Source organism: Pseudomonas fluorescens, assembly GCF_003732425.1.
GTDB classification, from domain to species: Bacteria; Pseudomonadota; Gammaproteobacteria; order Pseudomonadales; family Pseudomonadaceae; genus Aquipseudomonas; species Aquipseudomonas fluorescens_BE.
Genome location: NZ_MOBX01000015.1, coordinates 97,998 through 110,243, shown reverse-complemented (window position 1 = coordinate 110,243; position 12,246 = coordinate 97,998). Strand labels below are relative to the sequence as shown.

Here is a 12,246-nt window from a genome sequence, read left to right as displayed (position 1 = left end):
CGGTAGGTGGGGAGAAGGCATGGCCAAGAACATCGATGACAAACTGGTGCTGGCGATTTCGTCGCGCGCCTTGTTCGACCTGAGCGAGAGCCACAAGGTCTACCTGTCGAGCGGCGTCGAAGCCTACCGGCAATACCAGATCGAACACGAAGACGAAATTCTTGCGCCCGGCGATGCCTTCCCGCTGGTGGAAAAACTCCTGAGCCTTAACAGTCGCCTCGGCCGTGCACGGGTCGAGGTGATACTGGTCTCGCGCAACAGCGCCGACACTGGGTTGCGCGTATTTAACTCGATTCACCATTACGGTCTGGCGATTTCCCGGGCGGCGTTTGTCGGCGGACGCAGTCCGTATCCGTATCTGAAAGCCTTTGGTTGCGACCTGTTTCTTTCGACCCATGCCGAAGACGTGCGCGCGGCGCTGGACGCCGGTTTCGCTGCGGCGACGATTCTGTCCGGCGGCGCCAGCCGTGCGGCCAGTGACGAATTGCGCATCGCCTTCGACGGTGACGCGGTGATTTTTTCCGACGAGTCGGAACGCGTTTATCAGTCCGGCGGGCTCGAAGCGTTCCAGGCCAAGGAACGCGAGTCGGCTCGCGAGCCGTTGCGCGGTGGGCCGTTCAAGGGCTTTCTGGCGGCGCTCAATCTGTTGCAGCGCGAGTTTCCCGATGACGATTGCCCGATCCGCACGGCGCTGGTCACCGCGCGCTCGGCACCGGCCCATGAGCGGGTGATCCGTACCTTGCGCGAGTGGGACATTCGCCTCGATGAATCACTGTTCCTCGGCGGCCTGACCAAGTCGGCGTTCCTCGAAGCGTTCGCCGCCGACGTGTTTTTCGACGATCAGGCCGGGCACTGCGAACTCGCCCGCGAAGTCGTTGCCACTGGCCACGTGCCGCATGGCATCAGCAACGAACCGTCGGTCTAAAGCCTACGTGCTTCAAGACGTTGCGTCGCACGTCGTACTCGTCAAGGCACTGCTAAGCTGAATCAAATCTCCGCCATGTTGGCACGCGAGGAGGTCATATGATTCGTTCGATGCTGTATGCCACTGACCTCGGTCTGTACGCACCGCTAGTGATGCAGCATGCCCTGGCGTTGGCGCGAACGTTCGATGCCGATCTGTACGTGGTGCACGCGGTGGAGCCGATGGGGCTGTTTGCCGAATCGGTGTTGCAGAGCTATCTCGACGAGCAGGCATTGAACGAATTTCACAGCCAGGGTCTGAAAACAGTCATCGCCAATATCGAGCAGCGGGTGCTGGAAAGCTTTCGCGAAGAACTGGGCGATGAAGGCGCGCAGGATCTGCAGCGCATTCGCGCCGTGCGCGTGCTGCAGGGCGATCCGTCGCAGGTGATTCTCGACCAGGTGCAGAAACTCTCTGTCGATCTGGTGATCGTAGGCAGTCACAGCCACGGGGTGGGCGCGGAAACGCCGTTGGGGCGCACGGCGGCGCGGGTTCTGCAATTGGCTAAGGTACCGGTCTATCTGGTGCCGTTAGTGGAGCGTCGGCGGCGGGAGGATCGCTGAAACGGGAATAATGGCGCTTTGATAAAAAAGTTCTAGATTTATTATTCAAACCATTAATATAGTTATATACCGTCGCTGATGCCCGTGGCGTCTACCTGCTTTGAGGGATACATATGAAGCTTCAACAACTGCGCTACATCTGGGAAGTGGCGCACCACGACCTCAACGTTTCCGCTACAGCCCAAAGCCTTTACACCTCGCAACCGGGCATCAGTAAACAAATCCGCCTGCTGGAAGACGAACTCGGCGTCGAAGTGTTTGCCCGCAGCGGCAAGCACCTGACCCGCGTGACCCCGGCCGGCGAGCGCATCATCACCACTGCCGGTGAGATTCTGCGCAAGGTCGAAAGCATCAAGCAGATCGCCCAGGAATTCTCCAACGAGAAAAAAGGCACCCTGTCGATCGCCACCACCCACACCCAGGCACGTTATGCACTGCCGCCGGTGATCAGCAATTTCATCAAGCAATACCCGGACGTGGCGCTGCACATGCACCAGGGTTCGCCGATGCAGATCGCCGAAATGGCCGCTGACGGCACCGTCGATTTTGCCATTGCCACTGAAGCGCTGGAGCTGTTCGGCGATCTGGTGATGATGCCGTGCTACCGCTGGAACCGTTGCGTGGTCGTGCCGCAGGGCCACCCGCTGACCAAGCTGCCCAAGCTGACACTGGAAGCCCTGGCCGAATACCCGATCGTGACTTACGTATTCGGTTTCACCGGCCGTTCGAAACTCGACGAAGCCTTCAGCCATCGCGGCCTGACACCGAAAGTGGTGTTCACCGCCGCTGACGCCGACGTGATCAAGACTTACGTGCGTCTGGGGCTGGGCGTCGGCATCGTCGCTAAAATGGCGGTCGACACCAAACTCGACAACGACCTGGTGGTGCTGGACGCCAGCGAACTGTTCGAATCGAGCGTGACCAAGATCGGTTTCCGTCGCGGCACCTTCCTGCGCGGCTTCATGTGCGACTTCATCGAGAAGTTCGCGCCGCACCTGACTCGCGAAGTGATGGCCAAAGCCATTCAGTGCCACAACAAGCAGGAACTGGAAGAGCTGTTCGACGGCGTCGAGCTACCCGTTCACTGATCAGTTGCCTCACAGCACCTCGGTGACAGCAAACTGTTGCCGGGTGCCCGCCACCAGAATCTCCACCTCATCACCTTCGCACTTGCCCAATAGTCCTTTGCCCAGCGGCGAGCGCGGAGTGATGACGGTAATCGGCTGACCGACCACATCGACTTTCAGCCCTGCCGCATCCGGCGCCAGAAACAGCCATTGCTCGCGACCCTTTTCGTCTTCCAGACCGAGCAGGGCGCCGACTTCGATGCCTCGATTTTCATCGTAAGCACGCAGCGTCAGGTTCTGGCACAGCGCCAGTGACTGACGGATTTCCTCGACCCGTTTCGCTTGCCCGGCTGCCAGATACGATGCTTCAAGACCCAGGGTGTCGTACTTGTTTTCGGCGATGTTCTCTTCGTGCGTGGCAGTTTCGTAAGCGGTTTGCGCGGCGCGTTCGGCGATGTCGAGGTCGACGCGCAGTTTGTCGAGAATCTGTTGGTGGACGATGTGCTTGTTCATGATCAATCGCAGAATTGCAAAACGTTGGCGCGGGATTTTTCGCTTGGAGCCGTCTGATCCTGTTGCAACCAGAACTGGCATTTTGGATTGGACTGGTTACGCGTGCTGCCGCGTGCCTGATCCAGACGCGCCTGTTGTTCGTTCTTGCGCAGGTTTTCTTCGTATTGCTGGAACAGCGGGCTCGGCGGCGGAATGTCCGGTTGCACCTGCACGGCCGGTGGATTGGCCAGTTGCTGTACCGCGTGTGCAACCGGTGCGAGTTGTTCTTTGAAGACAAACTGCGACAGCAGCCAGCAAGTCAGCGCAATGGCGACAAAGCCCAGCCACAAGCCCAGGGCAATGCTGCCAGTCAAATGCAGCGCGCTAAGCTGAACAGGCAACGGGCGACGCGGGTTGGGGCGATAGGGCATGGCTGCCTCCTTGCGGATGATTGCGGGCAAGGGGCGATTGTCGCACGAAGATTAATCGCCGTCGGCTCTTCTGCACGAGGTCATTTATGCGGACAATTGCTGCTTTTGCCAACGGGAGTCTTGAATGCCGGAACTGAAACCCCGCTGGGATATTTTCTGCACCGTGGTCGACAACTTTGGCGACATCGGCGTGACCTGGCGTCTGGCCCGGCAATTGGCGGCCGAGCACGGTTTGGCGGTGCGCTTGTGGGTCGATGATCTGCGCGCCTTCGAGCGCATTTGCCCGGCGATTGATATCAATGCTGCACAGCAATGGCAACAAAGTGTCGAAGTGCGGCACTGGCCGGCCGAGTGGGTGCACACCGAGGCGGCGGATGTGGTGATCGCCGCGTTCGCCTGTCAGTTGCCCAGTGACTACATGGACGTGATGGCCGCGCGGGAGCAGCCGCCGTTGTGGATGAACCTCGACTATCTCAGCGCCGAAGACTGGGTCATTGGCTGTCACGGCTTGCCGTCGGTCAAATACAAATCGGTGCAGAAGTTCTTTTTCTTTCCCGGATTCCAGCCTGGCACTGGCGGGCTGTTGCGTGAGCGCGGCTTGCTTGAGCAGCGTCGGCAGTTTCAACAGGATGCCGATGCCCAGCGCCAATTCCTGCAAGGTCTCGGGGTTGATCGCGCAGCGGATGCGCAGCTGATTTCGCTGTTTGCCTACGAGAATGCCGGGCTGGCCAGTTGGCTGGATGTACTGGCTGCCGACGTGACGCCGACTCATCTGTTGGTGCCGGAAGGGCGGATTCTCGGCGATGTGGCGCGCTGGCTCGGAGTAGAGGCCCTGACGGTGGGCGAGATCAATGTGCGTCAGTCGTTGACCGTGCAGGTGTTGCCGTTCGTCCGTCAGGATCAATACGATCAGTTGCTCTGGTGCTGTGATTTCAACGCGGTGCGTGGGGAAGATTCGTTCGTACGGGCGCAGTGGGCGGGGCGGCCGATGCTCTGGCACATCTATCAGCAGGACGAGGATATCCATCTGGACAAACTCGACGCCTTCCTCGCGCTCTACACAAAAGGCCTGTCACCGGCCGCTGCCGAGGCGATCAACGGTCTCTGGCGTGCCTGGAGCGCCGGTCAGCCGATCGGCGAACACTGGCTCGACGCCCGTAATCATTGGCCGCAACTGCAGGAAAACGCCGAGGCGTGGTGTCTGGAACAAGGCTTGCAAGCCGATCTTGCCGCAGCGCTGGTAAGGTTTTACCTAAATTGGATATGATACGCGGCCTAGATTTTTGTAAATCCCATCCAAATTCGGATATTCGCAATGAAAACTGGTAAAGAACTCAAACCCGGTACCGTGATCCGTATCGACAACGATCCTTGGCTGGTTCAGAAAGCTGAATTCACCAAGTCGGGCCGTAACAGCGCGATCATGAAGACCAAGCTGAAGAACCTGCTGACCGGTTACAAGACCGAAACCGTTTACGGTGCGGACGACAAACTGGACGACGTGATCCTGGATCGTAAAGAAGCCACCCTGTCGTTCATCAGCGGTGACACCTACACGTTCATGGACACCACTGACTACACCATGTACGAACTGAACGCCGAAGACATCGAAAGCGTTCTGCCTTTCGTTGAAGAAGGCATGACCGACGTTTGCGAAGCCGTGTTCTTCGAAGAGCGTCTGGTTTCCGTAGAGCTGCCGACCACTATCGTGCGTCAGGTTGACTACACCGAAGGTTCCGCTCGCGGTGACACTTCCGGCAAGGTGATGAAGCCTGCCAAACTGAAGAACGGTACCGAACTGTCGGTTGCTGACTTCATCGAAATCGGCGACATGATCGAGATCGATACCCGCGAAGGCGGTTCCTACAAAGGCCGTGCCAAATAAGCACTGCTTTTTACGGAAAGAAAAAGCCCGACCATTGAGTCGGGCTTTTTTGTGCCTGCGATTTGAGGTTCACACCTATCCCCTGTGGGAGCGAGCCTGCTCGCGAATGCGTTCTGTCAGCCAGCACTTCAGCGGATGACACGCCGCTTTCGCGAGCAGGCTCGCTCCCACAATGGGATTGTGGTTACTTCAAGTGTTGTTTCAGTTCTTCAGACGCCTGCAGCATTGCCGAACGCACTGCTGGTACTTGGCTGACCACGTTAAGCAAACCGTAGTCGTGAATCATGCCGTTGTAACGCACCGACGTCACCGCCACACCGGCCTCGTCGAGTTTACGTGCGTAAGCTTCACCTTCATCGCGCAGCACGTCGGCGCCGGCGGTCTGCACCAGTGCGGGCGGCAGGCCCTTCAGTTGCGCGGGAGTTGCCCGCAGAGGCGAGGCGTAGATCTCGTTGCGCTGTTTGGCGTCGGTGGTGTAGTTGTCCCAGAACCACTTCATCATGTTGCGCGTGAGGAAGTGTCCTTCGGCGTACTGATTATACGAACCAGTGTCGAAACTGGCGTCCGTCACTGGCCACAGCAATACCTGGAATCTGATCGCCGGGGTGCCTTTGTCTTTGGCCATCAGCGCCACTACGGCCGCCATGTTGCCGCCGACACTGTTGCCCGCCACGGCCAGACGCTTGCCGTCGACATTGATCTCTTTACCGTGCTCTGCCACCCATTTCGTCGCGGCGTAGGCTTGGTTGATTGCCACCGGGTAATGCGCTTCCGGCGAAGGCGTGTAGTTGACGAATACCGCCGCCGCCCCCGAACCGACCACCAGATCACGCACCAGTCGTTCGTGAGTCGGGAAATCGCCCAAGACCCAGCCGCCGCCGTGGAAGAACATAAACACCGGCAGCTCGCCCTTGACCCCGGCCGGCCGGACGATGGTCAGGCTCAACGGTTGGCCATCGACCTGGATAGTCTTCTCGCTGACGTCGGCTTTGGGCAGCGTCAGCTTGACCCCGGACTGCGCGCCGACCAGCACGGCTCGGGCATCTTTCGGCGACAGCTGCTCGATCGGCTTGCCGCTGCCGGCATTCAGCACATCGAGAAAAGCCTGAGTGTTGTGTTCGACATCACCGGCGAATGCGCTGTGGATGGACAGGGCGAGAAGGGTACCGGTCAAGACTTTGCTGAAAGTGTTCATGTTCATTTCCTGTTCGGGCCTGGGGCGTCAATGGTTAAACGGTGACGTGCAGACGCACATCGACGTTGCCACGGGTGGCGTTGGAGTAAGGGCAAACCTGGTGAGCCGCGTCGACCAGCGCTTGCGCATCGGCTTGTTCCAGGCCTGGCAGGCTGATGTGCAGGTCGATGTCCAGACCGAAGCCGCCAGGGATCTGGCCGATACCGACGTGAGCGGTGATCGAGGCGTCGTCAGGGATTTTGCGTTTGCTCTGGCTGGCGACGAATTTCAGCGCGCCGATGAAGCAGGCCGAATAGCCGGCAGCGAACAGCTGCTCAGGGTTGGTCGCCGCGCCGCCGGCACCGCCGAGTTCTTTCGGGGTGGCCAGTTTGACGTCGAGGACGTTGTCGCTGGAGATCGCACGACCATCACGGCCGCCAGTGGAGGTTGCGATTGCGGTGTAGAGAGTTTGCATGGTGCGAGCCTCGTTGAGTGTGTCTGTTCGCGCTAATTGTTTGCGCGCTAAGTAAGTGCGAGGTGAATGTATCGCGCTAATATTTAGTGCGCAAGATAAATTTTTGAAGAAACTGCGCTTTTACGAAGGAGCGGGTATGGGAGGGGGGCTGTAAGGCTTGAGTTAGAGCGGATGGGGCGGTAGGTCAGGTGTTGAAAATATTCTGCTGGCGATGAAATCCATGTGGGAGCGAGCCTGCTCGCGAATGGGATGTCCCACTCAACAAACAGGTTGGCTGAAAGATCGCATTCGCGAGCAGGCTCGCTCCCACAGGGGACTGTGTGAAGGTCAGATCAGGCTTTCCTGCAAATGACCGCGCAGTGCCTGCAGCTCCGCTTGCAGGTTTTGCAGGCGTTCCAGAGAAAAACCGCTGGCGCCAAGGATGCATTGGGGAACGGTCTGGGCTTTTGCTTTCAACGCTCGGCCTTGCTCGGTCAATTCGACGATCACCACACGCTCATCCTCGCGGCTGCGGGTGCGGCTAAGCAAGCCTTCGCCTTCCAGGCGCTTGAGCAGTGGCGTCAGCGAGCCGGGATCGGTCAGCAACCGTGTGCTGATTTCTCCAACGGTCAAACCATCCTTCTCCCACAACACCATCATCGCCAGGTACTGCGGATAGGTCAGGTTCAAGGCTTGCAGCAGCGGTTTGTAGACCTTGGTCATCATCAGCGAAGTGGAATGCAGGGCGAAGCAGGCCTGGTTATCCAGCAGCAGGTCGTCGCAGTTGTCGCGTTCGGAAGTCATGTCAAAGCCTTGTTCGGTGATGGTCATGAATCTAGCGCTCGAATCTTTAATGCGCCAGATAATTCTCCGGATCTAATGGCGTCCCAGATCCCGTTGCAACGCCAGATCCCATGGCGGCACCGGACTGAAACGAGTCTTGAGGTATTCAAGCAACAAGCGGCTGCGCGAGTTGGTTTGCTGTTCCATGCGCAGAGCGTAGATGCCGGTGGATTCCGGCGCCGGCAGGCCGTTTTCGCAGAACAGCGGGACGAGTTCCCCGCGCAGCAGGTATTCGCTCGCCAGCCAGGTCGGCAAGTGCGCAACCCCTAATCCCGCCAAAGCCCCACACACCAACGCTTCGGCATTGTTGGCGCTCATGCGAATGCGTGCCGGACGGTGCAACTGCATCTGGCCGTCATGCTCGAACCGCCAGGCGAAGGGCGGGGCGAGGCCTTCCCAGTCCAGGCCATCATGCTCGCCAAGTTGCGCCGGGCTGCCGGGCACGCCCCGGCGTTTCAGATAGTCAGGACTGGCGCAGGCGATGCGCACCATGCTCGCCAAAGGCGTGGCCACCAATCGCGTGTCAGCCATTTGCCCGGCCCGCAGCACCAGATCGACTTTGCCCAGATTCGAGCCGCCCATGTCGACGAAACTGTCGATCAAGTGCAACTGCACATCCAGCCCCGGGTAAAGGACGAGAAAGTCGGCGATCACCGGTGCCAGATGCCGGCGCCCGAACGCGGCGGGGGCATCGATGCGAATCAATCCTTCCGGCGCGCTGCTCAAGGACACGGCTTCGGCCCGCGCCAGTTGCAATTCGGCGACAATGCGCCGGGCACGTTCGGCGAACGCCAGACCGGCCGGCGTCGCGCGTACTGCATGGGTGCTGCGTATAAATAACTGACTGCCGACGGCGCTTTCCAGGCTGTCGATGCGTCGCGCGACGGCCGAAGGTGTCAGCGGATGACGGCGCGAGGCTGCAGAAAAACTGCCGCTCTCCAGTACATCGAGAAACAGCCCGAGTTGGTCAGTCAGTTGGTTAGGATTCATGTGAATTCACGCTTGTGCGAAATCGGCATAGCCATTGTGCGTTGCTGTGCGTTTCCCCGCCAGCCGTGACTGCGTAGGATGAATCGCCTGACGTAAGAGGAATTCAGCTGTGATGGAGTTTGTGTTGTACCTGCTGTTCGGCGCCGCCCTTGGCACACTCGGCGGCATATTCGGCATCGGTGGCGGTTTGATCGCTATTCCGTTGCTTGGCGTGTGGTTTGGTCTCGATCAGCAGATCGCCCAGGGCACGGCGTTGGTCATGGTGGTGCCGAACGTGATGTTGGCGTTGTGGCGTTATCACCAGCGCAATCGCATCGAACTGCGGCATGCGCTGCCTTTGGCGGTGATGGGTTTCTGCTTTGCGTGGATCGGTTCGATCTGGGCGGTGGGCATCGATGCGCAAACCATGCGCATTGGTTTCGTCGCGTTTCTGGTGGTGCTCTCGGCGTACAACCTGCTGAAGATGTTCGGCAAGCCACCCGCTGCGACTTCTGAAATGCGTTATTCCTGGCCGTGGCTCGGCGTGCTCGGCGCGGCGTCCGGAACCATGGGCGGTTTGTTCGGTGTCGGCGGCGCGGTGGTGGCCACGCCGGTGTTGACCAGCCTGTTTGGCACCACGCAAGTGGTCGCTCAGGGCTTGTCGCTGGCGCTGGCCTTGCCGAGCACTGGCGTTACCCTGGTGACCTACGCGGTGCATCACGAAGTGGACTGGATGATCGGTCTGCCGCTGGCCATCGGTGGTCTGGCGAGCATCAGTTGGGGCGTAAAGGTCGCCCACGCCATGCCGGAAAAACTCCTGCGCGGGCTGTTCTGCGGTTTCCTGGTGCTGTGCGCGGTGATGCTCGCGTTTAAAGTTTAAAGCCTTCGACGATGTGCTCGGCCAGGCACTCGGTGATCGGCGACGGATTGTTCAGGTTGCGGATCAGCATGATGCTGGCCTCGGGCAACAGCGGCAGATCTTCGGCGGCGCCGAGAATGCGCATATCCGGGGTGATCAGGCTTTCCAGTTGCGCGGTGATCGCCAGACCCGCGCTGACCACGGCCATCAACGCCGAGAGGCTGGTGCTGTTGTAAGCGATGCGGTAGTCGCGGCCCATCGCATCCAGCGCATTACACGCCCACAAACGGCAGAAACAATCACTGTTGAACATCGCCAGGGGCAACGGCGTCTGTTCGTGGGCGCTGAAGTTTTGCGCCTCGGCCCAGACAAACCGCTCCTTGCGCAGCAATTGGCCGATTTCGTTACCCGGCTCGCGGGTGACGATCGACAAGTCGAGGTCCGTGCGCTGCAACAGTTGTTTGGTCGATTCGCAATGCACTTCGATCTGGATCAGCGGATAGAACTGCGCAAACCGCGACAGAATCCCTGGCAGAAAACGCATCACGTAATCGTCCGGCGTACCGATGCGCACGGTGCCGACCATGTGCGGCTCGCGCAAGGTGTTGAACACTTCACTGTGCAGCTTGAGGATGCGCCGCGCGTAACCGAGCAGCACCTGGCCTTCAGCAGTCAGGCGCACCTGGCGTCCGTCGCGCTCGAACAACTGCCGCTGCAACACGTCCTCTTCCAGACGCTTCATCTGCATGCTCACCGCCGACTGTGTGCGGTTGACCATTTCACCGGCGCGGGTGAAACCGCCTTGATCAGCGATGGCGACGAAAGTGCGCAGGACATCGGTATCGATACTGGGGTAGACCGACAATTGATGAATCTCCGTGATGCATGCCATCAGAAACATTCGTTGGATTGATCTTAGCGCCGGCGCGAGACTTGAGCCATCCACAAAGGAGGCAACACGATGAAAGGTCAAAGAGAGTATGTAGACGACGCAAAATTTTCCGGACACGGCCATATCGTTTCCGACCTGCTGCACAAGTTTAGCCGCTGGTACGAACTGCACCGTGAACGCGAGTTGCTCGCCAGTCTGAGCGACGAAGCGTTGAAGGACATCGGGGTCAGTCGTGCCGACGTCGAACACGAAGCCGTGCGCCCGTTCTGGGATGACCCGATGCATAAATGATGAGCAGAGTGCTACACAAACCAACTTCCAGTGAGGTAGGTTGCGAGCAGACAAGGAGATGCTCATGCCCGCGACTCTGGCCTTTTCCCTCAAACAGGCGCGACGACTGGCGCTGGCTGCCCAAGGGTTCAACGGGCGCCAGCCGCCGACCGTCAAGGCGCCGCACGTTAACCGGCTGATCGAACGGCTGGGCCTGCTGCAAATCGACTCCGTCAACGCCGTGGTGCGCTCGCACTACTTGCCGCTGTTTTCCCGCTTGGGTTCCTATCCCTCTGAATTGCTCGACCAGGCTGCCTGGAGTTCGGGGCGACGTCGCACGTTGTTCGAATACTGGGGGCACGAAGCCTCGTTGCTACCGATGTCGATGTATCCATTGCTGGGCTGGCGCATGCAGCGAGCCAGGCGTGGCGAAGATATTTATCAGCAACTGGCCAGATTCGGTCGCGAGCAGCAGGACGTGGTTCGTCGGGTCTTGAGTTCGGTCGAAGAGCAGGGCGCGTTGGGCGCCGGCAGTCTTTCAACCCGTGAAGACAAGGCCGGGCCGTGGTGGGACTGGAGCGCGGAAAAGCATGCGCTGGAGTGGCTGTTCGCGGCGGGTGAAGTAACGGTTGCCGGGCGGCGTGGTTTTGAGCGTTTGTATGATTTGCCTGAGCGGGTGATTCCCCCCTCGATTCTGCAACAAGCGTTGCCGGATGAGGCTGAAGCGCAGCGTGGTTTGCTGTTGCATGCGGCGCAGGCGTTGGGCGTCGGCACTGAGAAAGACCTGCGTGATTACTTTCGCTTGAATCCGGCGGATGCGCGTCCACGTCTGGCGGAGCTGGTCGAGGCGGGGCAATTGCAGCTGTGCGAGGTCGCCGGTTGGCGGCAAATCGCCTATTGCCTGCCGGCGCCGAGCGTCCCGCGCAAGGTCATGGCCAGTGCGCTGTTGTCGCCGTTCGATTCGTTGATCTGGGAGCGCAATCGCACCGAGCGTTTGTTCGATTTCCGTTATCGGCTGGAGATTTATACACCGCAGGACAAGCGGGTTTACGGCTATTACGTGTTGCCGTTCTTGCACAACGAGCGGATTGCCGCGCGGGTCGATTTACGCGCCGAGCGGGCGGCAGGGCGGTTGGCGGTGCATGCGCTGCATGAGGAAGAGCCGGGGCTGGATGAGCAGGGGATGCTGGCGCTGGCGCTGAATTTGCGGCAGATGGCGGACTGGTTGGGGCTTGCGCGGGTGCAGTTGAATTGTCAGCGCGAGAGTGCGCTGCGGTTGCGGGTGGCATTGGCGCAGATCGGCTGTGACTGAGCTGGCCTCTTCGCGAGCAGGCTCGCTCCCACACGGGATCTGCGTCGAACACAAAATCCCTGTGGGAGCTA

15 protein-coding genes are annotated in these 12,246 nt (G+C 59.6%); 8 read left to right on the top strand and 7 right to left on the bottom strand.

Annotation, left to right across the window (positions count from 1 at the left end):
• Positions 1-19: 19 nt before the first annotated feature.
• The 3 genes from BK670_RS22440 to cysB all read left to right on the top strand — a co-directional run bounded on the left by BK670_RS22440 (position 20) and on the right by cysB (position 2,615).
• The gene (locus BK670_RS22440) at positions 20-925 is read left to right on the top strand and encodes a 5'-nucleotidase (protein WP_122844743.1); all 906 of its coding nucleotides are present in this window, start codon (positions 20-22) and stop codon (positions 923-925) included.
• A 98-nt stretch (positions 926-1,023) separates the two neighbouring features.
• Positions 1,024-1,527 carry a universal stress protein gene (locus BK670_RS22435; protein WP_123453035.1) on the top strand — a complete coding sequence of 168 codons (504 nt, stop codon included), beginning with the start codon at positions 1,024-1,026 and terminating at the stop codon, positions 1,525-1,527.
• A 113-nt stretch (positions 1,528-1,640) separates the two neighbouring features.
• Complete coding sequence (cysB, locus tag BK670_RS22430) at positions 1,641-2,615, top strand: HTH-type transcriptional regulator CysB (RefSeq protein ID WP_003183769.1); 975 nt, start codon at positions 1,641-1,643, stop codon at positions 2,613-2,615.
• Between the two features lie 9 nt (positions 2,616-2,624).
• Here cysB and BK670_RS22425 read toward each other — a convergent pair whose 3' ends face one another.
• Positions 2,625-3,107, bottom strand: a complete 483-nt coding sequence (locus BK670_RS22425) for a GreA/GreB family elongation factor (RefSeq protein ID WP_123453033.1) — start codon at positions 3,105-3,107, stop codon at positions 2,625-2,627.
• 2 nt (positions 3,108-3,109) lie between these two features.
• A complete protein-coding gene (locus BK670_RS22420) occupies positions 3,110-3,517 on the bottom strand; it encodes a hypothetical protein (RefSeq protein ID WP_123453031.1) in 408 nt (135 codons plus the stop codon).
• Between the two features lie 124 nt (positions 3,518-3,641).
• Here BK670_RS22420 and earP point away from each other — a divergent pair, with 124 nt between their 5' ends.
• On the top strand, positions 3,642-4,784 hold the full coding sequence (earP, locus tag BK670_RS22415; protein WP_123453029.1) for an elongation factor P maturation arginine rhamnosyltransferase EarP: 1,143 nt from the start codon (positions 3,642-3,644) through the stop codon (positions 4,782-4,784).
• Between the two features lie 48 nt (positions 4,785-4,832).
• A complete protein-coding gene (locus BK670_RS22410) occupies positions 4,833-5,402 on the top strand; it encodes an elongation factor P (RefSeq protein ID WP_003226785.1) in 570 nt (189 codons plus the stop codon).
• A 184-nt stretch (positions 5,403-5,586) separates the two neighbouring features.
• On the opposite strand, the gene BK670_RS22405 is transcribed toward BK670_RS22410, so the two are convergent.
• From BK670_RS22405 to BK670_RS22390, 4 genes are all read right to left on the bottom strand, one after another.
• On the bottom strand, positions 5,587-6,597 hold the full coding sequence (locus tag BK670_RS22405; RefSeq protein ID WP_123453027.1) for an alpha/beta hydrolase: 1,011 nt from the start codon (positions 6,595-6,597) through the stop codon (positions 5,587-5,589).
• 34 nt (positions 6,598-6,631) lie between these two features.
• Complete coding sequence (locus tag BK670_RS22400; protein ID WP_123453024.1) at positions 6,632-7,051, bottom strand: organic hydroperoxide resistance protein; 420 nt, start codon at positions 7,049-7,051, stop codon at positions 6,632-6,634.
• A 327-nt stretch (positions 7,052-7,378) separates the two neighbouring features.
• Positions 7,379-7,861: a MarR family winged helix-turn-helix transcriptional regulator gene (locus BK670_RS22395; RefSeq protein WP_123453022.1), complete on the bottom strand. Its 483-nt coding sequence runs from the start codon at positions 7,859-7,861 to the stop codon at positions 7,379-7,381.
• Between the two features lie 45 nt (positions 7,862-7,906).
• The gene (locus BK670_RS22390) at positions 7,907-8,863 is read right to left on the bottom strand and encodes a LysR family transcriptional regulator (protein ID WP_123453019.1); all 957 of its coding nucleotides are present in this window, start codon (positions 8,861-8,863) and stop codon (positions 7,907-7,909) included.
• A gap of 109 nt (positions 8,864-8,972) precedes the next feature.
• On the opposite strand from BK670_RS22390, the gene BK670_RS22385 reads away from it, so the two are divergent.
• Positions 8,973-9,722, top strand: coding sequence for a sulfite exporter TauE/SafE family protein (locus tag BK670_RS22385; protein ID WP_176470076.1), 750 nt, complete (start codon positions 8,973-8,975; stop codon positions 9,720-9,722).
• Here the strand turns inward: BK670_RS22385 and BK670_RS22380 are convergent.
• Positions 9,712-10,566 carry a LysR substrate-binding domain-containing protein gene (locus BK670_RS22380; protein WP_185036826.1) on the bottom strand — a complete coding sequence of 285 codons (855 nt, stop codon included), beginning with the start codon at positions 10,564-10,566 and terminating at the stop codon, positions 9,712-9,714. The two genes, BK670_RS22385 and BK670_RS22380, sit on opposite strands and share 11 nt — an antisense overlap.
• Positions 10,567-10,662: 96 nt before the next feature.
• On the opposite strand from BK670_RS22380, the gene BK670_RS22375 reads away from it, so the two are divergent.
• Together BK670_RS22375 and BK670_RS22370 are read left to right on the top strand one after the other, a co-directional pair.
• Positions 10,663-10,884, top strand: coding sequence for a DUF1127 domain-containing protein (locus BK670_RS22375; protein WP_123453015.1), 222 nt, complete (start codon positions 10,663-10,665; stop codon positions 10,882-10,884).
• Between the two features lie 64 nt (positions 10,885-10,948).
• Positions 10,949-12,175 carry a winged helix-turn-helix domain-containing protein gene (locus BK670_RS22370; RefSeq protein ID WP_123453013.1) on the top strand — a complete coding sequence of 409 codons (1,227 nt, stop codon included), beginning with the start codon at positions 10,949-10,951 and terminating at the stop codon, positions 12,173-12,175.
• Positions 12,176-12,246: the final 71 nt, after the last annotated feature.